Raw genomic sequence first — 19,939 nt, forward strand, 5'->3', positions numbered from 1 at the left:
CATACCCTAATTAAAACATACATAATATGGAAGCGCTCGCAGTAGATAATTTTTCTCAATTGGATACCAGTTCTTTAGTAGATAAGGTAGAAATGCAATTAGTTCAATTGCTGGTTGATCGGAAATTGAAGGTTGGCGACAGTATTCCTACAGAAATCGACCTTTCTAAATCGTTGGGGGTAAGCCGCACGGTCACCCGGGAGGCTTTATTGAGGCTCCGGATGATGGGTTTAATTGAGACGAAGAAAAAGAAAGGTTCTGTGATTACCAGCCCTGATATTTTCGAAATCATGAGCAAAAGCATGAATCCTCATATTCTGGATCAAAACACGCTGAAGGAAATCTTTGAATTAAGACTGGTCTTAGAAGTAGGGATGGCGGACTTGCTATTTCTTCGCATTACCCCTGAAGACATTCAGGAACTGAGATTAATTGTAGAGTCGGAACCGGATACGGCCAAAGACCACATCTTTAACATCGATCATGAAATTATTTTCCATGGCAAACTTTATGAAATTACGGGGAATGAAACTTTAAAAAAGTTTCAACGCATGTTGCTGCCTGTATTTGATTATGTTCATAAAAGTGGCCTACTGAAGAAACAAATGGAAATAAATAAATTTGTTTCGCATAAAGGCCTTGTGGAGATCCTGGAGAATGGATCACCAGAGCTTTTCCGTAATGCCATGCGCAATCACTTAGAGAATCATTTTAGAAGGTTGTTTTCCTAACCACAATTTTCAGGCATACAAAAAAAGGAGCACTTGCGTGCTCCTCTTACCTAAACCAAATTTAAACTGAATTATTTTACTGCTTTTGTAAAGTTCATCACTACATAAGCTGTTGAGTTACCATATTCTATTGGCGACTTAAGTACCATACGGTCTCCTGAAGTTTCTGAAAGCACCAATCTGTAACCAGTTGTTACATTTTTAGCTTTATCACCTTCATATATTTTTTTGAATTGGAATGTTTCATCTGCTGTACTTACCGACCAGAAAATACTTTGTGTACCTGATGGGCATTCGTTACCACCCGGTAACATATAACTACCATTACCACTATTGGTCAATGTCCAGGTACTTCCAACAAAACATTTGTAAGAAGCTTCATCAAATAATGATTTTACGGCAATTGCAGGAACACCTTCAAAAGTTATGTTGTTTAATACCCATGTTCCCGTAACTTTTCCGCGTTTCAAACTGGTTGAAGCAGTATTACTTGTGCTTGAACAACTTTGCAAAACCATTAATGAACTGCATAAAATGGCTGCTATAACTAATATTCTTTTCATATACTTGTATTTTGCTACATGCATTACACAAACCCTGCCAAAAAGAATTTACCATATGAAACCAGAAACCATAGCAATACATAGCGGAAACATTAACTTATCTTCTACCGGCGATGTTACTGCGCCTATTAGCTTGTCTACCACATTTTTACGTAATGAAGATGGTGGGTACTCAGGGGGACACATGTATAGCCGGGTTAGCAACCCAAACCGCAGTGCTTTAGAAGCCGTATTAACTGCATTAGAACATGGTGCTGATGCCGCTGCCTTTTCCTCAGGAAACACTGCAGGCATGACCATCTTCCAGGCCTTAACTCCTGGTAGCCATATTATTGCGCCCGATGACATGTATTGGGGTTTCAAGAAACAATTACAGTCTATTTTTGCAGACACCCTGCAATTTGACTTTGTCGACTTAACTGATCCATCTAACATCTCATCCTTTATCAAAAGCAATACAGCGATGATCTGGATCGAAACCCCTTCTAACCCTTTATTAAAAATCACCGACATTGAAGCCATCGCCAGCATCACTAAAAAACACGGCTTAATCCTGGCTTGTGACAGTACTTTTGCTTCTCCATGTTTACAAAACCCCATAGATTTAGGTGCCGACATCGTGATGCACTCCACCACTAAATACATTGGTGGCCATAGCGACGTTTTGGGCGGCGCCTTAATTACCGCCGCAAAAAACGAATTCTGGGAAAAAATCAAAAACATTCAGCAAATCGGGGGGGCTGTTTCTGCACCTTTCGACTGTTACCTGCTTTTACGCAGCATCAAAACACTGCCCTACCGCATGCGTGGTCATAGTGAAAATGGCATGGCCCTGGCATTACACCTGGAACAACATCCCCAGGTAGAAGCGGTATATTACCCTGGTTTGCCTTCACATCCTCAACATGAGGTTGCTAAAAAGCAAATGAGCGCTTTTGGAGGCATGCTGTCTATTTTGGTAAAGGGTGATGCCCTAACCGCACGTAAAGTGGTGAACAGCGTAAAAATTTTCTCGCAGGCCACCAGTTTAGGTGGTGTGGAAAGTTTAATTGAGCACCGGTTCTCTGTAGAGGGTCCTGATACTAAAACTCCTCAAAATTTAATACGCATATCCGTAGGCCTGGAACATATCGACGACCTTATTGCCGACATCAACCAGGCACTAGCCTAATTATATTGCTTTGTAGCGCATAAAAGTTAAATATTTCAGAATTTAATTTTGCGTTTAATTTTTATTCGCTACATTTGTTCATCATCAGCAAAAGCTGATTAAAGTCAATACCTTTTCGGTTTTGATTTATAAAGAAGTGGCGAGAGACAGGCTCAAAGACCCACTGGCAACCCTACCTAAAGGAAGAAGGTGCCAATTCCTGACCAGATAACAGATGTTAAATGGAAAGATAAAATTGAAACATTATGAAAACAAATCATCATCAAAATCGCGTTCGCGAAATCGTTAAGTCCCCAAGCTTTATCCTTGCAACTCACTGTTGTATGTGCTGCTGCATATACTAATTTTAAAAATCTTCCTGCTGTTACCTCACATCCGGAAGGCCTTCCTCATGAAGGTACGCTTTAGTCTATATGCTTCTATAAGCATCAGTCCAACAACAGTATCACTTAACATTTAATATCATGTCAGCAAACTTAAAATTTGAGACCCTACAATTACACGCAGGTCAGGAAATAGATCCAACAACAGGTTCACGTGCGGTGCCTATTTACCAAACCACTTCCTATGTTTTTAAAAACTCTGAACACGGCGCTAATTTATTTGCACTGAAAGAATTCGGCAATATCTATACCCGGATCATGAACCCCACTACGGATGTGTTTGAAAAGCGAATCGCGGCCCTCGAAGGTGGCGTAGCTGCAGTAGCGGTAGCATCAGGACAAGCGGCACAATTTATTGCCCTTAATAATATCCTCGAAGCCGGTGATAATTTTGTCTCCTCGTCGCATTTATATGGTGGTAGCTATAACCAGTTTAAAGTAAGCTTTAAAAGGTTAGGCATAGAAGTACGCTTTGCCGATGTTGACCAACCCGAAGATTTTAATGCCCTGATTGACGAAAAAACAAAAGCCATATACCTGGAAACAGTCGGCAACCCTTCCTTCAGCATCCCTGATTTTGAAAAAATAGCCGCTATTGCTAATAAACACGACCTGCCTCTGGTGGTCGATAATACCTTTGGCGCTGCCGGTTACCTATTCCGCCCTTTAGAACATGGCGCCCATGTAGTCGTAGAATCAGCCACTAAATGGATTGGTGGCCATGGTACCAGCATTGGTGGCGTGATTGTAGATGGAGGCAATTATAACTGGGGCAATGGCAAGTATCCACAATTCTCCAGTCCTGCCGAAGGTTACCATGGCCTCATATTTTCTGATGTCTTCGGTGCTGATGGCCCCTTTGGAAATATACAATTCGCTATCCGTGCCCGCGTAGAAGGCTTACGCGATTTCGGCCCTGCCTTGTCGCCATTCAACTCTTTCCTACTGATCCAAGGCTTAGAAACCTTGTCGCTACGCGTTCAGCGTCATGTAGACAATGCGCTTGAACTGGCTACCTGGCTAGAAAACCACCCTTTGGTACGCTCGGTAAGTTACCCAGGTTTGGAAAGCAGTCCTTATCACCACCTGGCTAAAAAGTATTTAAAAAATGGTTTCGGCGCGGTGCTTTCCTTTGAATTGGAAGGCAGTAAAACGGATGTAACCGGCGTAGTCGATAACCTTAAACTGGTGAGTCACCTGGCCAATATGGGCGATGCCAAAACACTGATTATTCAACCATCGGCTACTACCCACCAGCAACTAAGCGACAGTGAGCAAAAGGCTGCCGGCGTTACCCCTAACCAATTGCGTGTTTCTGTAGGTATTGAACATATTGATGATATCAAAGCCGATTTTGAACAGGCTTTTGAAAAAATAAAACAACAACAACAACACCAGCAACAGGAACCTGCCTAACCTAAGAACGAACAACAAAAAATGAGTACGATGAACACCTATAATTACCCGAAGATTTTTCAGCTGGAAAGTGGCAAAAAATTAAGGGGACTTCAGCAAGCCTACCAGACCTATGGAAAACTCAATGCAAAAAAAGACAATGTCATTTGGGCCTGTCATGCGTTGACGGCAAACGCTGATGTGTTGGACTGGTGGAAAGGGCTTTTTGGAAACAACAACCTGTTTAATCCCGACGAACATTATATTGTTTGTGCCAATGTGATTGGTTCTGCTTACGGCAGCAGCAATCCATTAAGCATAAACCCGGTTACCGGACTGCCCTATTACCTCGCTTTCCCAGAAGTTACCGTACGCGACATGGTTAAAGCGCACCAGTTGCTGGCTGCACACCTGGGCATTAAAGAGATTAAGGTATTAATTGGGGGCTCTTTAGGGGGGCAGCAAGCCGTAGAATGGGCAGTTACCGAACCTTCTAAAATTGAAAACCTGGTATTGGTGGCCACCAATGCACAGCATTCGCCATGGGGCATTGCCTTTAACGAGAGCCAGCGCATGGCCATTAGTGCCGACCGCACTTTCTATGCGCAACATCCCGAAGGTGGCTTAAAAGGACTTAAAGTAGCACGCAGCATTGCATTGCTGTCGTACCGTACTTACGATGCCTATGGCGCCACCCAGCTGGAAAGTGTTAACGATAAAACCAATAACTTCCGTGCCTCTTCCTACCAGAATTACCAGGGCGAAAAACTTTGCAAACGTTTCAATGCCTATAGTTACTGGTACCTGAGCAAAGCGATGGACAGCCATAATGTAGGCCGTGGGCGCAAAAGCGTTCCGGAAGCACTGGCCACTATTAAAGCCAACACCCTGGTAATTGGCGTGGAAAACGATGTGTTATTTCCACTATCTGAACAAAAATACATTAGCGAACATATTAAAGGTGCCGAATTTCATGCCATCACTTCTGCATACGGGCATGATGGATTTTTAATCGAAACCGATACGCTGACCCAATTAATCGGTAATTTCTTAAAAGAAAGTATCAATAAAAAAATAATAAAATTTCAAAAAATAGCATAAATGAGTAAGAAACTAAAAATAGGTTTATTTGGTTTTGGTGTAGTTGGACAGGGCTTACATGACATTATAAAAGGTCAGGACCTTAACCTGGAAATCATTAAAATTGCGATCAAGAATCCGAACAAAACCAGGAACCTGGACGCCAAATTATTTACCACTGATCATAACGAACTGCTGGATCATCCAGAGATCAATACCATTGTTGAATTAATTGACGATGCCGATGCAGCTTACCAGATTGTTAAAAAAGCTTTAATTTCGGGTAAAAACGTAGTATCTGCCAATAAAAAAATGATTGCCCTGCACTTAGCCGAACTGGTAGAATTGCAGCATACTTATGGATCTTCCCTGCTTTACGAAGGTGCCGTTTGTGGCAGTATTCCCATCATCAGAAACCTGGAGGAATATTACGATAACGAATTGCTTCACGGCATCAGTGGTATTTTTAATGGCTCTTCAAATTACATCCTTTCCAAAATATTTAATGAAGGCATGGATTACCAGCTGGCCCTAAAACAGGCCCAGGACTTAGGTTTTGCCGAATCTGACCCAATTTTAGATGTGGGGGGTTACGATGCTAAATATAAACTGGCCATTGCTACGGCACATGCCTATGGTCTATTTATCGATCCAGACAAAATCCTTAACATCGGTATCCAGAACCTTTCGGAAAATGAAGTAAAGTATGCCCGCGAAAAAAACTTTAAGATTAAACTGGTGCCTACAGCACGGAAAATCAGCACCCGCCAGGTGATTTCTTTTGTATTGCCAAAATTTGTCAAATCTGATGATTTCATTTATAACGTAGAAAACGAATACAACTGCGTCACTGTACAGGCTGCTTTTGCAGATAAACAGTTCTTTTTTGGTAAAGGGGCAGGTGGCCACCCTACGGGTGCTGCTGTATTATCAGATATTGCTGCTTTACGTTACGACTATAAATACGAATACAAAAAATACCAGCAACATAACGACCTGGTTTACACCGATAATGTGAGTCTGGAAGTATACCTGCGCTACGAGCATGAGTACACCCTGGATAAGCTTAAAGTGGAAAACATTAAGGAACGTTTTGCAAATAACGACTTTAAATATGTGATTGGAAACGTGAGCCTGAAGAACCTACTGGCTAACCGCGACCTGTTGCAACACAAGGATGTATTTATTGCCCATACCGGCAAATACACCTATACGGAGCAGCAGCTAAAAAACGTTTCCGAAGAAGCCACAGCAGCCCTTAACTAATGCCGTTTTAATTTTTGTTTTGATTGTAAAAGACTGGTGCAAACCGGTCTTTTTTTTATACCTTAACCTATAGTCAAACACCCTATTTTTAAGGTGATCATCATTAGCCGTGATTACACGATCAATAGGCGACCACCATCCAATCTGTGCTTTAAGATTGGCTTATTAATTGTCCCCTCCACAAACGCACCTGCGCCGGACCTGGATCGCACCTTGTTTCACAAAACCGAAGCAAGGGGCAACTAAGGAGCGTAGTCGTATGGTTCTACTGTGCCAAATACAATAAGCTCTGGATAAGCGACAGTTAAGGTAATGATCACCTACAGCAAAGCGCCTGTTTCATCAAAAATGAAACAGGCGCTTTGCCAATAAAATATACAGATTTTTAATTTCTTAGATCTCGCGGTCTACATCCCAGTTTTCCAGGTATTCTGCTACCCTTTTCACAAAAGATCCACCCAGGGCACCATCAACCACGCGGTGGTCGTAAGACAAGGACAAGAACATCATGTGTCGAATGGCAATCACGTCACCAAACTCTGTTTCCAGTACTGCAGGTTTCTTTTTAATGGCCCCTACAGCAAGTATCGCTACTTGTGGCTGGTTAATGATCGGCGTACCCATCACATTGCCGAATGAACCCACATTGGTTAAGGTAAAAGTACCATTCTGCGTTTCATCAGGTTTCAGTTTTGAAATCCTTGCACGGTTAGCCAAATCATTAACTGCTTTGGTTAAACCGATCAGGTTAAGCTGATCAGCCTTTTTAATGACAGGCACAATCAGGTTACCACTTGGTAAAGCCGCAGCCATCCCAATATTGATATCTTTCTTTTTAGTGATCTGTGTACCATTAACGGTCACATTAATCATTGGGTAATCTTTAATTGCTTTGGTCACCGCTTCGATAAAGATCGGCGTAAAAGTAATTTTCTCGTTCTCGCGTTTCTCAAAAGGCTTTTTCACGCGGTCGCGCCATTTCACCATATTGGTTACATCGGCTTCCACAAAAGAGGTAACATGAGGTGCTGTATGTTTACTCATTACCATGTGTTCGGCAATCAGTTTACGCATACGGTCCATCTCTATAATTTCATCACCACCACTTACACTACTGCTTTGGGTAACTACTGGTTTAGCAGGTGTTGGTAATACCGGCTGTTCCGCTGCAGCTACAGGTGCTTGTACTTGCACAGGTGTCACGGCAGTTTGTGAAGGTGCTTGTCCACCGTGATTTTGTTTGTTTTGAATATATAACAACAAGTCGTCTTTAGTTAAACGACCATCAGCTCCACTGCCTTCAAGGCTGGCTAATTCATCGAAACTAATGTTTTCCTGGGCGGCGATGTTCTTCACCAAGGGAGAATAAAACCGGTCGGCACTTTGCGTTTCAGTCTCTACTTCCAATGCAGCAGGTTCTTTTTCTGCAATGGCTTCCAAAGTAGGTTGTTCGATATCCTGAACAAAGGGAACTGTAGTTTCTGCTTCGCCAGCTATTTCTATAATTGCGATGACGGCACCTACCTGCACCACTTCATCTTCCTTACACAACTGTTTTACCAGTATCCCTTCCACTGGCGAGGGTACTTCAGAATCCACTTTATCGGTTGCAATTTCCAATAAGGTATCATCCAGCTGTATGCGTTCTCCAGGTTGTTTAAGCCATTTTATAATGGTTGCTTCTGCAACGCTCTCCCCCATTTTGGGTAACAGTAATTCGTATTGAGCCATGTTGGTTTACAGTAATTTTAATAATTGTTGCCGCTGCAAAAGTAAATCTTTTTAGCCTATAAACGATAGTCAGGTGAAGGCTTTGGCATATTTATTCTTCCTATCCCTTATCAGACAGACTTTTATTTCGTTAACTGTTGCTTCACCTGCGTAAAAAGCATATTTAAAGCTGCGGCAGCAGAACGCTCTATATTTTGTATCCTGCGTTCCCCAAAAGTAAACAGTTTAGCCACTACTTGATCCTTATGGGCCACAGCAATCCACACTGTACCTACAGGTTTGCCGGGCATTCCGCCATCCGGCCCTGCAATACCACTAACGGCTACGGCATAATCGGTTTTAAAGCGTTGGTTAGCACCTAATGCCATTTCTTTAACTGTTTCTTCACTTACCGCGCCAAAATCCGAAAGGGTTTGCGACTGTACACCTAAAATGATTTGTTTTAAATCGTATGAATAAGTCACCGCACCTCCCTCAAAAGACTTGGAAGATCCTGGAATTTGTGTAATCAAGTGTGCAATATAACCTCCGGTACAACTTTCTGCGGTAGAAAAAGTAAGTCCGTTTTGTTCCATCAGTTGTAACAAAGCCTGTTCCAATGGAATATCCTGCTCGGCAACCACAAATGGTTTCACTTTTTCCACTAGCTGTTGTGCATAATGGTCTACTTCGGTTTTCAACTCCGCTTCGTTATTTCCCGATGCACTTAAACGCAAACGCACTTGCCCTAATTTAGGCAGGTAGGCCAGTTTAATGTAGGCCGGCAAACTATCTTCTATCTCCTCAATTTCCTGTGCAAGGAATGACTCACCGATATTAGCCGTTAAAATAGTTTTATGATAAATAAACGGAAGGTGGAACAGGTTTTTTAAACGCGGTAAAATCTCCTCTTCCATGAGGTATTTCATTTCAAAAGGCACACCCGGCATAGAAACAAATATGGTTCCGCGGTGTTCAAACCACATGCAGGGTGCAGTACCATTTTTATTTTGGATGACCTGGCAACCATCAGGCACATCGGCCTGTGCACGGTTAAGCTCTATCATGGGGCGTTTACGCGTATCAAAGAAGGAGGTGACCTGTTTCAAGGTTTCCTCGTCGCGGCGAAAGCCCATGTTAAAATACTTGGCCAGGGTAAGCTTGGTAATATCATCCTTGGTTGGGCCCAATCCGCCGGTCATTAATATGATATTGGCTCTTTTGCGTGCGGCATCTAAAGCCTCGATAATATGACTGGCATCATCTGATACAGAAGTAACCTGTTTAACTTTTATGCCAACCTGGTTAAGTTGTTTGGCCATCCAGGCCGAATTGGTGTCAACGATTTGTCCAATCAGGATTTCATCGCCAATGGTAATAATTTCAGCTAGCATAATTAATAGTATCTGGCACTTTGTTGTTTGCTTAACTTTAAGTCTTGTAAGATGGATGCTTTGACCCTGATGGTTACGCCATAACTTTTGGAGAAACCAAAAGGTACCCAGGTAAAGTTCATGTCCCAGCAATGTAAATCGCGGTATATAGCTAAACGGGTTAACGCTACATTTTTGGTGCTAAAGTTATAACCGGAGTCGAATGTCACTTTCCATTTAGGAGTGACATTAAAATCACCACGAAAGGTAAGGTCGTTATTCACATTTTTATTCTGGCCTACTTCATCCGTACTGTAGTTAAAACTATAGGCAAAGGATAAGTTCCAGGGAATATTAAAATCGACAAAAGCATTAGGGTCTCGACTGATGGCATTTAACTGATTGGCCTGTTCGGTGCTCAAACCTTTTTTAGCAGCATCATTCTCCAGGGCATCCATGTTTTCCTGACGTTTTTGAAAAGAAGCCGGATTTAAGCTGTAGTCGAAAGAGAAACCGAAATTGGTTAAGCGGGGCAACTGGCCCCTTTGCCAGGTATAACGGTCTTCTACATATTTAACCATTTGACCGTTGGTACTCACCGAATCCGACACGACGTAAGGGTTCAAGGCACCGCTAAAGGTAATCCCGATTTTTTCGGTAAAGTTAGAGCGTCCACCAAAATTCAAGACTGATAATTTTTTGGACGGCGCCAGGAGGTTATAAGATCCACCGATATTTAAACCTTGAAGTATAGGTATTTTTCGGGTACCGGTTCCTGTAGTGTCTTTAGGAGAAAGCACCTTCAGCTCTATGTCGTTAAGCAAGCCGAAAGTGATACTTGCCGCCTGACCTTCTGAAGGCCCGCTATACAGGGTATTCTGAAAAATCGAATAACGCTGTATACGGTTATAACGTTCGTCATAGACTGGCTGACCATCCTGGTAATACAATTCATTGTAATACCCTTTATCAGGATCAGAAAAATCTGGGCGATAATTGATGCCGATGCTTGGTGTCATCACATGCCTTAAGGCTTGTATTTTTCCTGTTTTTTTGAACTGCAGGGTATTATAAATTTTAGTGTTCATGCTCATGCCCACGTTATAGTCACCAGAACGTTTAAAGCCCTGTATCGTATCGTAAGCCAGGGAATCACGGCCGTTTAACATTTTTAACCTGGTTTGTTTCATGCTTTGAAAATGCCATTGTTCAGTATAATTAACATTGGTAGAAAAGTTAAAATAATCAGCCAGGGTAAAAGGTAAAGAGCCGGTCAGGTTATGGTTAAACCCATTTTGAAACCTGCTTAAACCACCTGGTGCAAATAACTGGTCTTCGGTAGTGTTCACCGTATTGGTGGCATCCATGCTATAGCCCAGGTTAAATTTCTGGAACCATTTCTGGTCGCCCACCCTTTTTTTAGAGTCAAAAGGATTAATACTGGTCATACTCACACTCACCTGCGGTAAGGTTAAACTGATGGTTTTATTTAAGGTCTCCTGTCTGGAGTTGGCACTGGCACTGATGTTAAAAATCCCTGCCGTTTTGGAGTAGGCAATACTGGAACTCATCACGTTACGTGAAGTGGTGTAAGGATCCATGTTAGAGTTCAGTGAATTGGCCGCATTATAGGAGCCGGTACCTGCCATTACGCTGGCACTAAAAGTAGAACCCGGACTCGCATTAGGATTCTGGCTATGGGTCCAGTTGATTTGAAAATCTTTACTGGGTTCGTTTTGGAAAGTACCCTCAATACCCGCCTTGGTACTGGAATAATTCAGGTCAATGTGGCCATTGAATTTATAACGTTTCAGGTAATTGGTAGAAGTCGACAAACGGTAGGAACCATTGGTATAAATGGAACCCATGATACGTGCATCCCAATAATCGCTTAGGCCGAGGTAATAACCCCCATCGTTTAAAAAGAAACCGTTGGTGGCATCTTCACCAAAACTGGGCACAATAACACCTGATGATTTTTTGTTGGGTTTAGGAAAAAAGGCAAAGGGCAAGGCTAATGGCAAAGGAATATCTTCTATGGTGAGGTAAACCGGACCGGTAATCACCTGTTTCTCGGTGACGATCCCTTTGGTGATAAAAAAGCCAAAGTGAGGGTGCGGCAGGTTACAGGTACTGTACACCATGTTCTTGATGTGAATGTCATTATCCGGCTGTTTTTTACTTTGTCCACCAGAAAAGAAACTACCTTCCTGCTCCATAAAGGTGTTGAAGACCGTACCCTTACTGGTTTGTGTATTGTAAAACAGGGAATCGGCGATAGACGTTCCCTCCCCTTCCATGGTAAAAATTGGCTTACCCGAATAGCGGCCTTTGGAATCTGTAGTACCGCGGGCAAATATGGTGTTGTTCTGATTGTCGTATCGGATATAATCGGCATCGAGCTGAAAACCCTGGTAAATTACCCTGGCCTTGCCGTATAGATGGATCACACTCCGGTCTTTACTGTATTTCGTCGAGTCCTGTGCAGAGTACTCAATTTTACCTACATCAGCTGTACTGTTATTTTTTACCGTGTCACTTAATTTAAACCCTGGGGGGTAAACCTTAGTCATAGTAGTATCCTGCTTTGAAACGGTGTCCTTTTTAAGGGTATCCGTTTGCTGGACGACCTGGAAGGCTATAAACCTTTCAAATGCCATAGCATTGTTACTAAGCATACTGAGCAAAAGAAGCGATTTAAATAAAATGATCTGGCGTAAATGTTTCAAATTCGTATGTGAATGTTATTTTTGCACTAATGTTAATCCAAAAACGTTCAAAATTAATGAAAAATATACCATTGGTTAGACCAAATGCAATATTGATCGCAATTATTTCCTTGATCCTCATTATATCCACTAACCATCAAGGGTTTACGCAAGTTTACAAAATAAAAACCATAGTTATTGATGCAGGGCATGGTGGTAAAGACGGCACCACCAGAGGTGAGTATTCTACAGAGAAGCAGGTAGCCTTGAAAACGGCACTGAGATTAGGACAAGAGATTGAGGCCGGAATGCCTGGTGTGAAAGTAATTTACACCCGTACGGATGATACTTTTGTTCCGCTATACGACAGAATTGGTTTAGCCAATAAAGAAAATGCAGACCTGTTTATTTCCATCCATTGTAATGACATGCCGCTTCGCCGTTCGACAGTTACGACAGGTTACCGCAAGGGAAAAAACGGCAAGCGCTATCCGATTAAAAAAACCGTTTACCGTAAGAGTACTTCTACCCGTGGCACAGAAACCTTTGTATCGGGTATGGGCAGGATGGATGAGCAGGACGACGTGATCAGAAGAGAAAATAAAGCAATTTTGTTGGAGGAAAATTACAAAGAAAACTATGAAGGCTTTGACCCCGATAATCCTGAGAACCATATTGTACTTTCGCTGATGAAAAATGCCTACCGTACCCAGAGTTTAAAGCTGGCGAGATTTGTGCAAGACGAATATGTGAATGCAGGACGTATAAACCGTGGCGTACAGGAACAGAGTTTAGCGGTATTGGCCAGGGCAGGTATGCCGGCTATTTTAACCGAAATTGGCTTTATCAGCAATGCGGATGAAGAAGATTACATGAACTCTGAAGAAGGACAAACACAAATTACACAAGGCCTGCTAAAAGCGATACAGAACTACCAGAATTCCTTTGGACATTCTAAATAATTTGAACGAACACACACACCTAAATGATAGCATTGATGAGATTGAGTCTGAAGACGCCCCTGTTACTTATTTTTTTATTTGGTTCGGCCTTATCGGCTGATGCGCAAAACAGCTATAAGGTTAAAACCATTGTCATTGATGCTGGTCACGGTGGCGGAAAACCCGGCGCCGTAGGTTCCTTTTCTAAAGAAAAAGACATTGCCCTGCAGGTTGCGCTGAAACTAGGCAGGAAATTTGAAGAGGAAATGCCGGATATAAAAATACTTTATACGAGAAAAACGGATGTTGACGTAGATTTCTATAAAAGAGCTGGTTTAGCTAATGACAATAAGGCGGATTTATTTATTTCGATCCATGCCAATTCGATGCCTGCCCGAAACAGAACAACCAAAGGAACGGAGACTTTTGTAGCAGGGATGCACCGCATAAATGAACAGGATGTAGCCATTAGAGAGAATGCTGACGTCATGTTAGAGAAAAACTATAAAGAAAATTATGGGGGCTTCGATCCAAAGGATCCCGAAACATTTATTATCTTGTCGTTGTTTAAAAACAAGTTTAGAAACAAAAGCATGGAGTTGGCCAGGCTAATCCAGAACAATTACCGGGAAACTGACAACCGCATTGACAGGGGAATTAAAGAACAAGGAATATTAATACTACAACGTTGCGGTATGCCCGCTGTATTAACCGAAATTGGTTTTATCAGCAACCCGGAAGAAGAACGTTACATGAATTCGAGTGCCGGTCAGGAAGAAATTGTTAATTCTATTTTTAATGCCGTGAAATTATACAAAAAAGGAAACGATACAAACTAAGTAAATAACTACGTGAAAATACAAAACGAAACCAAAGTTGGCATATTAGCGGCCTTCTCTATAGCCCTATTAATCATTGGATATAATTTTCTAAAAGGAAACGCTATATTTTCAGATGAAACAGTTCTTTACGCCAGGTATACCCGAGTTGACGGACTTGCCGTTTCAAAACCCGTTTTAATTAACGGTTTCCAGATTGGCCGGGTTGATGAATTGAAATTACAGCCTGATGGTTTCATTGTAGCGAAGTTAAATATTAGTGGCGATTATGAAATACCCACCAATAGTGTTGCACGTTTAGAAAGCACTGACCTTTTAGGAAGTAAAGCTATTATTATGGAACTGGGCAATGCGAAAGTATTTGCACAGGATGGTGATACCTTAAAAGCGAATGTAGAAAAGAACCTGATGGAAGCTGTACAACCTGTACAGAAAAAAGCAGAATTGATTATCGATAAAATGGATTCCATTTTAACCAGCGTCAATTCCATCATGAACCCACAGTTTCAGGATAACGTGAACAAAAGTTTCAGCAGCATTGCTTCTACGCTAAGCTCATTAGAAGCCACCTCTAAAAAAGTGGATAAATTGGTGGGCACGGAAGGTTCAAGGATTTCGGCTATCATGGCCAATATCGAATCCATTTCAGGTAACCTTAAAAATAACAACCAGAAGATTAATTCTATCTTAAATAACCTGCATACCATGAGCGACCAGGTGGCTGCAGCAAACTTTAAACAAACGTTAGATAACGCAAACCAGGCGATTGCCGAGTTACAAGGTGTTGTGAAGAAAGTAAATGCAGGTGAAGGCTCTTTAGGCTTGCTGGTTAACGACAGACAGATGTATGATAACCTGAACAATGCTTCAAAAAACTTAGATAACCTGATTATCGATTTAAAAGAAAATCCTAAACGTTATGTACACTTCTCTGTATTTGGAGGAGGTAAGAAAGATAATTAAACTGCGAATGCAGTATTTACAAAAAACGCCCTGGTGATTACCAGGGCGTTTTTTTTATGAAGTTAAAATTTTATTCTACGGTATAGGTGTTTCCTTCAATAGCTAACAGGGTATTAGGAAATATAGTTTTAGCCTCCTCTAACAAGGGTTGTAACAGCTTGTAGCGCGAAGAAAAGTGTCCGATGATCAATTGCGCTGCCCCAGCTTGTATTGCTACCTGTGCAGCTTGTAATGCCGTAGAATGGTGCGTTATGTTGGCACGGTCTAATAGCTCATGCAAAAAGGTTGCTTCGTGATACACCACCGTACATTGTCCCAAAGCCTGTAGGTAACTGCCATCGGCCAGGGTATCTGAACAATAGGCATAACTTTTAGGCGGAATGGGGTCTGTAGTATAGTCCTGGTTTAAAAACACCCTGCCATCGGGCAAAGTCAGGTCCAAGCCTTTTTTTAACAGCGGGTAATAGGAAATGGGCAAATTAACAGCCTCCAGTTTCTCTACAATGAGCTTCCGGGGTCTTTTTTGTTCGGTAAACTTAAAGCCTGTGCAGGGAATACGGTGGTTAAGCACTATGGTTTCCACCTGAAGGTCGTTGTTTTCAAAGATCACTTTACCTGTGTCCGCGGTAATTGGGGTAAATTCAAGGGGAAAGCGAATCACCGTTTCTGAATGTTTAAACTGCAATTCCAGTATTTCCAGCAAGGCCGCGGGTCCAAATAATTTCAGCGCCTTTACCCTGCCATTTAAATGCATGCTGGACATTAGTCCAATCAGGCCAAAATAATGGTCACCATGCAAATGGCTAATGAAAATATAATCTATTTTACTGGCCTTAAGGTTAAACTTGTTTAATTGCTGCTGTGTTCCTTCGCCGCAGTCAATTAAATAAAACTTGTCTTTGCAATGCAGCAGCTGGGCAGAAGGATTTCGATTGTAAATAGGCGTAGCAGAACTACTACCCAGTATGGTAACCTGAAAACTCATTAACTCTCCTCATCAAAACTTCCTAACATCTCTTTCTCTATTTCACCCATAAAAATCAGGTCTACAGCTTCCTCCAGCTTGGAAACCAGGTTCAGGCGCTTACTCAGGTCTGATAAGTCCAGGATGTTTTGTATCTCTGGCTGTACACCTGTAACCACGAATAAACCATTGGCCTTTTTACACAAACGATCTGCAAATAGCAAACTACTCAGGTCTTGTGAGTCCTGGCAGTGTAACACCTGTGATAGGTCAAGGATAATGTTGCAAGCACCGTCTGCATTTAACAAAATGAATTCAGACTTCAAACGAGGGGTCACCTCGTTACTGAAACTGCCTTCATTCAAGGTGATCACCACATACTTCTCATGTTTATCTATTGAAAATTTCATGGTCTTTTAGTTTAGTTAAATACGAAAATAACGATTTTTTCTGTTTTATCAGATGAAACACCGTCTTATTCGGCTGCAAGCAGCTCGTTAACACAAGTTAACACATTTTGTTCAATACGGTTTACCACATCAGCAGCTTCGTTTTTAATAAACTTGTCGCCGGTGATCTGCTCATAAAGTTCAATGTAGCGTGCGGAGATGGATGCAATAATTTCTGGCGTCATTTGCGGAACTTGTTGTCCGTCTTTTCCCTGAAATCCATTTTCGATTAACCATTTGCGAACAAACTCTTTTGACAGTTGTTTTTGCGGCTCCTGATTCGCCTGGCGTTGTTCATAACCATCGGCATAGAAATAACGTGAAGAATCTGGGGTATGAATTTCGTCGATGAGGTAAATGGTATCTCCCACTTTACCAAATTCATATTTAGTATCTACCAGAATTAATCCACGTTCGGCCGCCATTTCTGTTCCCCTTTGGTAAAGGGCACGGGTAAAAGCTTCCAGCTGGGTATAATCTTCCAATGAAACAATGCCTTTAGCAAGGATGTCTTCGCGGGAAATATCTTCGTCGTGACCAACAGCTGCCTTAGTAGTCGGCGTGAGGATGGGTTCAGGAAGTTTATCGTTTTCGGTAAGTCCTTCTGGCATGGTTACGCCGCAGATGCTTCTTCTGCCGGCACTGTATTCGCGCCAGGCATGACCGGCAAGGTATCCCCTGATCACCATTTCTACTTTGAAAGGCTCGCAAATACGGCCAACGGTTACCATTTCATCAGGCACCCGGATCACCCAGTTAGGGAGAATATCCTGTGTTGCTGCTAAAAACTTAGCGGCAATCTGGTTTAAAACCTGACCTTTAAAAGGGATGGCTTCTGGTAAAACCACATCAAATGCAGAAATCCTGTCGGTAACCACCATCGCCATAAAGCGATTATCGATGGTGTACACATCGCGTACTTTACCTTTATAGAAGTTAGACTGTTTTGGAAAATTAAAATTTGTTTCTTTTATTGCTTTCATGGTGTGTGCCAAATCGCGGGGGTGTGTTAGTTATTGTATATCGCCGTAGGCTTTGAGTATTCGTTTCACTAATTGATGGCGCACTACATCGTCTCCGGTCAGGTAGATAATATCAATACCGGGAATATCATCTAAAATCTTAAGGGCATTGAACAGACCCGACATTTGTTTTTTCGGTAAGTCAATTTGTGTTACATCGCCTGTGACAATGACCTTTGCTGATGGCCCCATGCGGGTTAATAACATCTTCAGTTGCAAATCGGTCGAGTTCTGAGCCTCATCCAAAATCACATAACAGTTATCCAGTGTTCTTCCCCGCATAAAAGCCAGTGGAGCAATCTCAATGGTTCTGTTCTCGAGGTAAAGTTTTAGTTTTTCTGCCGGGATCATGTCATCCAGGGCATCATAGAGGGGACGTAAATAAGGATCCACCTTTTCCTTCAGGTCGCCGGGTAAAAAGCCAAGGCTCTCCCCTGCTTCTACTGCCGGTCGGGTTAAAATAATACGCTTAATTTCTTTGTTTTTTAGTGCCCTGACCGCAAGTGCAACAGCGGTATAGGTTTTACCTGTACCAGCAGGGCCAATAGCAAAAAGCACGTCATTATGGGCGATGCTTTCCACAATACGCCGTTGGTTGGCGGTACGTGCTTTGACTAGAATGCCATGTGTTCCAAACACAATGACTTCGCCTCCTGCGGAAAAGTTTTTCGCATTGGGGACTGCAGCGGGTGACTGCTTCTTGAGCGACAAGAGTGCTTCCACTTCCAGCGGACTCAGAGATGTATACTTCTCCAGGTGGCCAACCAGTTCTTTAAACTTCAGTTCAAAAGCGATCAATTCCTGCAGATCTCCTAAAACCTTAATGTCGTTGCCACGGGCAACCAATTTCAGCTTAGGAAAAGCACGTTTGATGAGCTCATAATGTTCGTTATTTGTCCCCCAAAATTGTGCGGGATCTACAGATTCCAATGTTAATTGTATTTCGTTCAAAATATTGTTTTTTTATAGACGTGTATATTTTGATTTAAAAAGTGAATATTTGTAGGCGTTTTGCCGCTTACGCAAGATTAAGAATAAATATTCAATTTTTAATGGCTATTATCACTTTAACAACAGATTTAGGTTCCAAAGATTTCTATCAGGCTGCATTAAAAGGCAGTATCCTGACGATCATGCCGAACGCTAATATTGTGGATATTACCCATAATGTTCCCTCCTTTAACATCTCGTATGCTGCATTTGTTCTAAAAAATGCGTTCCCCTATTTCCCAAAAGGAACGGTGCACCTCATTGGTATAGATTCTGTATTTAGTGAACACACCCGCTATATCGCTTTGAAATATAACGACCACTATTTTGTAGGTGCCGACAACGGTATTTTTTCTCTTCTTTTTGAAGACAAAGCTGATGAACTGGTAGAGTTAAATATTATGCAAGACCTTCAATACCTGCACTTTCCATTGGTTGATATTTTTGTTAAAGCAGCCATACACCTGGCCAAGGGAGGTAAACTAAAAGAAATTGGGTTGCCCATTAGCAGTGTGGAAGAAAGGATGCTGCTTAACCCGGTATTGGAGCAGGACATGATTAGGGGAAGTGTGATCTACATAGACACTTTTTGTAACGTGATTACCAATATTACCAAAGAGCTTTTCACAAAGATGCAACGCAACCGCGACTTTACCCTGTATTTTAGAAAAAGTGAAACCATCAGCCAGTTAAGCTGGCATTATAATGAAGTACCTGAAGGGGAGAAATTATGCCTGTTCGGCATTAGTAACCACCTTGAAATTGCCATTAATAAAGGTAAAGCCAGCGGTTTGCTAGGGCTACACCTCAACGATATTGTGAGGGTAGAGTTTCACCCGCAGGCATAGATTTTGCTTAATAATATAAAACCAACGCCATGATGAGACATTTGCTGTTACTTTTCTTTTTTGTGCTTCCTGTTGCTGTGCTTGCACAAGACAGCACCGCTTACGAACTTCAAAGAAATAAGATTAATGCCTTACTAGCACAACGCAGCGCGCGTTTTGGACAATATCAGCAAAGTTTGGGTACGCGCACCGGCATATTTGGAATGCAAACAAAAAAGGACATCAAAAACTCCAATGAGATTTTAAGGCAGATTGCTTTGAATGACAATAACATCTTCAGGGAGTTGAAGATTCTGATGGAATATAAGGAAATGCAGGTGCAGCAGGTCCAAAGTACCGCGGTAGCCTATAATGAACGGATACAGCGTTATACACAGGCCATAAAAAAACTCCAGGATAAAAATGAGCAGTTAAAGCTTGTAGTTAGCGAGTCAGCGCGTCAGCAAACGTTTTTACAATATGTGATTGCCTGCCTTGCGATCGCCTTTTTTGGCACCGTCATCGTCATGTACAGTAAGATTAGGAAATTAAAAAAAGCTTAAG

General features: G+C 42.0%; 18 protein-coding genes and 1 riboswitch. Of the genes, 10 read left to right on the forward strand and 8 right to left on the reverse strand.

What is annotated here, in order from left to right:
• Positions 1-26 precede the first annotated feature (26 nt).
• Positions 27-731: a FadR/GntR family transcriptional regulator gene (locus IWX76_RS03810; RefSeq protein ID WP_196858536.1), complete on the forward strand. Its 705-nt coding sequence runs from the start codon at positions 27-29 to the stop codon at positions 729-731.
• Between the two features lie 71 nt (positions 732-802).
• Here the strand turns inward: IWX76_RS03810 and IWX76_RS03815 are convergent, their stop codons facing one another.
• Positions 803-1,294, reverse strand: coding sequence for a lipocalin family protein (locus IWX76_RS03815; protein ID WP_196858537.1), 492 nt, complete (start codon positions 1,292-1,294; stop codon positions 803-805).
• A 55-nt stretch (positions 1,295-1,349) separates the two neighbouring features.
• Between IWX76_RS03815 and IWX76_RS03820 the strand changes: the two genes are divergently transcribed.
• The 4 genes from IWX76_RS03820 (at position 1,350) to IWX76_RS03835 (ending at position 6,589) form a co-directional block, all read left to right on the forward strand.
• Positions 1,350-2,465, forward strand: a complete 1,116-nt coding sequence (locus tag IWX76_RS03820; RefSeq protein WP_196858538.1) for a trans-sulfuration enzyme family protein — start codon at positions 1,350-1,352, stop codon at positions 2,463-2,465.
• Positions 2,466-2,588: 123 nt separating this feature from the next.
• Positions 2,589-2,701: riboswitch (SAM riboswitch) on the forward strand.
• 228 nt (positions 2,702-2,929) lie between these two features.
• Positions 2,930-4,264, forward strand: a complete 1,335-nt coding sequence (locus IWX76_RS03825) for an O-acetylhomoserine aminocarboxypropyltransferase/cysteine synthase family protein (protein WP_196858539.1) — start codon at positions 2,930-2,932, stop codon at positions 4,262-4,264.
• 21 nt (positions 4,265-4,285) lie between these two features.
• Entirely contained in the window at positions 4,286-5,344 is a 1,059-nt protein-coding gene (locus IWX76_RS03830; RefSeq protein WP_196858540.1) for a homoserine O-acetyltransferase family protein, read from the forward strand.
• Positions 5,345-6,589 carry a homoserine dehydrogenase gene (locus tag IWX76_RS03835; protein ID WP_196858541.1) on the forward strand — a complete coding sequence of 415 codons (1,245 nt, stop codon included), beginning with the start codon at positions 5,345-5,347 and terminating at the stop codon, positions 6,587-6,589.
• Positions 6,590-6,982: 393 nt separating this feature from the next.
• Here IWX76_RS03835 and IWX76_RS03840 read toward each other — a convergent pair whose 3' ends face one another.
• The 3 genes from IWX76_RS03840 to IWX76_RS03850 form a co-directional block, all read right to left on the reverse strand.
• Entirely contained in the window at positions 6,983-8,320 is a 1,338-nt protein-coding gene (locus IWX76_RS03840) for a dihydrolipoamide acetyltransferase family protein (RefSeq protein ID WP_196858542.1), read from the reverse strand.
• A gap of 122 nt (positions 8,321-8,442) precedes the next feature.
• Positions 8,443-9,693: a competence/damage-inducible protein A gene (locus IWX76_RS03845; RefSeq protein WP_196858543.1), complete on the reverse strand. Its 1,251-nt coding sequence runs from the start codon at positions 9,691-9,693 to the stop codon at positions 8,443-8,445.
• A gap of 2 nt (positions 9,694-9,695) precedes the next feature.
• Positions 9,696-12,332 carry a putative LPS assembly protein LptD gene (locus IWX76_RS03850; protein ID WP_334641159.1) on the reverse strand — a complete coding sequence of 879 codons (2,637 nt, stop codon included), beginning with the start codon at positions 12,330-12,332 and terminating at the stop codon, positions 9,696-9,698.
• A gap of 125 nt (positions 12,333-12,457) precedes the next feature.
• Here IWX76_RS03850 and IWX76_RS03855 point away from each other — a divergent pair, with 125 nt between their 5' ends.
• The 3 genes from IWX76_RS03855 to IWX76_RS03865 are packed head-to-tail and all read left to right on the forward strand — an operon-like array spanning position 12,458 to position 15,123.
• Positions 12,458-13,342 (forward strand): N-acetylmuramoyl-L-alanine amidase family protein, encoded by an 885-nt coding sequence (locus IWX76_RS03855; RefSeq protein ID WP_334641161.1) that lies wholly within the window; start codon positions 12,458-12,460, stop codon positions 13,340-13,342.
• A gap of 35 nt (positions 13,343-13,377) precedes the next feature.
• Entirely contained in the window at positions 13,378-14,160 is a 783-nt protein-coding gene (locus IWX76_RS03860; RefSeq protein WP_196858546.1) for an N-acetylmuramoyl-L-alanine amidase family protein, read from the forward strand.
• A gap of 12 nt (positions 14,161-14,172) precedes the next feature.
• Positions 14,173-15,123 carry an MlaD family protein gene (locus tag IWX76_RS03865; protein WP_196858547.1) on the forward strand — a complete coding sequence of 317 codons (951 nt, stop codon included), beginning with the start codon at positions 14,173-14,175 and terminating at the stop codon, positions 15,121-15,123.
• Positions 15,124-15,193: 70 nt separating this feature from the next.
• On the opposite strand, the gene IWX76_RS03870 is transcribed toward IWX76_RS03865, so the two are convergent.
• From IWX76_RS03870 to IWX76_RS03885, 4 genes are all read right to left on the reverse strand, one after another.
• Positions 15,194-16,108, reverse strand: coding sequence for a ribonuclease Z (locus tag IWX76_RS03870; protein WP_196858548.1), 915 nt, complete (start codon positions 16,106-16,108; stop codon positions 15,194-15,196).
• The gene (locus IWX76_RS03875; RefSeq protein WP_196858549.1) at positions 16,108-16,497 is read right to left on the reverse strand and encodes an STAS domain-containing protein; all 390 of its coding nucleotides are present in this window, start codon (positions 16,495-16,497) and stop codon (positions 16,108-16,110) included. Before IWX76_RS03875 ends, IWX76_RS03870 begins: the two co-directional genes overlap by 1 nt.
• Before the next feature lie 65 nt (positions 16,498-16,562).
• Positions 16,563-17,519 carry a phosphoribosylaminoimidazolesuccinocarboxamide synthase gene (locus IWX76_RS03880; protein WP_196858550.1) on the reverse strand — a complete coding sequence of 319 codons (957 nt, stop codon included), beginning with the start codon at positions 17,517-17,519 and terminating at the stop codon, positions 16,563-16,565.
• A 30-nt stretch (positions 17,520-17,549) separates the two neighbouring features.
• A complete protein-coding gene (locus tag IWX76_RS03885) occupies positions 17,550-18,509 on the reverse strand; it encodes a PhoH family protein (RefSeq protein ID WP_196858551.1) in 960 nt (319 codons plus the stop codon).
• 101 nt (positions 18,510-18,610) lie between these two features.
• Between IWX76_RS03885 and IWX76_RS03890 the strand changes: the two genes are divergently transcribed.
• A complete protein-coding gene (locus tag IWX76_RS03890) occupies positions 18,611-19,396 on the forward strand; it encodes an SAM hydrolase/SAM-dependent halogenase family protein (protein ID WP_196858552.1) in 786 nt (261 codons plus the stop codon).
• 29 nt (positions 19,397-19,425) lie between these two features.
• Positions 19,426-19,938 (forward strand): hypothetical protein, encoded by a 513-nt coding sequence (locus tag IWX76_RS03895; protein WP_196858553.1) that lies wholly within the window; start codon positions 19,426-19,428, stop codon positions 19,936-19,938.
• The last annotated feature ends 1 nt before the right edge of the window (position 19,939 follow it).

The sequence above is a fragment of the Pedobacter sp. CAN_A7 genome (assembly GCF_015752175.1).
Lineage (GTDB): Bacteria > Bacteroidota > Bacteroidia > Sphingobacteriales > Sphingobacteriaceae > Pedobacter.

What these genes read in the sequence shown, in the direction of transcription:
- IWX76_RS03810 (WP_196858536.1), top strand. Translation starts at nt 27, where the DNA reads ATGGAAGCGCTCGCAGTAGATAATTTTTCTCAATTGGATACCAGTTCT.
- IWX76_RS03815 (WP_196858537.1), bottom strand. Translation starts at nt 1,294, where the DNA reads ATGAAAAGAATATTAGTTATAGCAGCCATTTTATGCAGTTCATTAATG.
- IWX76_RS03820 (WP_196858538.1), top strand. Translation starts at nt 1,350, where the DNA reads ATGAAACCAGAAACCATAGCAATACATAGCGGAAACATTAACTTATCT.
- IWX76_RS03825 (WP_196858539.1), top strand. Translation starts at nt 2,930, where the DNA reads ATGTCAGCAAACTTAAAATTTGAGACCCTACAATTACACGCAGGTCAG.
- IWX76_RS03830 (WP_196858540.1), top strand. Translation starts at nt 4,286, where the DNA reads ATGAGTACGATGAACACCTATAATTACCCGAAGATTTTTCAGCTGGAA.
- IWX76_RS03835 (WP_196858541.1), top strand. Translation starts at nt 5,345, where the DNA reads ATGAGTAAGAAACTAAAAATAGGTTTATTTGGTTTTGGTGTAGTTGGA.
- IWX76_RS03840 (WP_196858542.1), bottom strand. Translation starts at nt 8,320, where the DNA reads ATGGCTCAATACGAATTACTGTTACCCAAAATGGGGGAGAGCGTTGCA.
- IWX76_RS03845 (WP_196858543.1), bottom strand. Translation starts at nt 9,693, where the DNA reads ATGCTAGCTGAAATTATTACCATTGGCGATGAAATCCTGATTGGACAA.
- IWX76_RS03850 (WP_334641159.1), bottom strand. Translation starts at nt 12,332, where the DNA reads ATGGCATTTGAAAGGTTTATAGCCTTCCAGGTCGTCCAGCAAACGGAT.
- IWX76_RS03855 (WP_334641161.1), top strand. Translation starts at nt 12,458, where the DNA reads ATGAAAAATATACCATTGGTTAGACCAAATGCAATATTGATCGCAATT.
- IWX76_RS03860 (WP_196858546.1), top strand. Translation starts at nt 13,378, where the DNA reads ATGAGATTGAGTCTGAAGACGCCCCTGTTACTTATTTTTTTATTTGGT.
- IWX76_RS03870 (WP_196858548.1), bottom strand. Translation starts at nt 16,108, where the DNA reads ATGAGTTTTCAGGTTACCATACTGGGTAGTAGTTCTGCTACGCCTATT.
- IWX76_RS03875 (WP_196858549.1), bottom strand. Translation starts at nt 16,497, where the DNA reads ATGAAATTTTCAATAGATAAACATGAGAAGTATGTGGTGATCACCTTG.
- IWX76_RS03880 (WP_196858550.1), bottom strand. Translation starts at nt 17,519, where the DNA reads ATGAAAGCAATAAAAGAAACAAATTTTAATTTTCCAAAACAGTCTAAC.
- IWX76_RS03890 (WP_196858552.1), top strand. Translation starts at nt 18,611, where the DNA reads ATGGCTATTATCACTTTAACAACAGATTTAGGTTCCAAAGATTTCTAT.
- IWX76_RS03895 (WP_196858553.1), top strand. Translation starts at nt 19,426, where the DNA reads ATGATGAGACATTTGCTGTTACTTTTCTTTTTTGTGCTTCCTGTTGCT.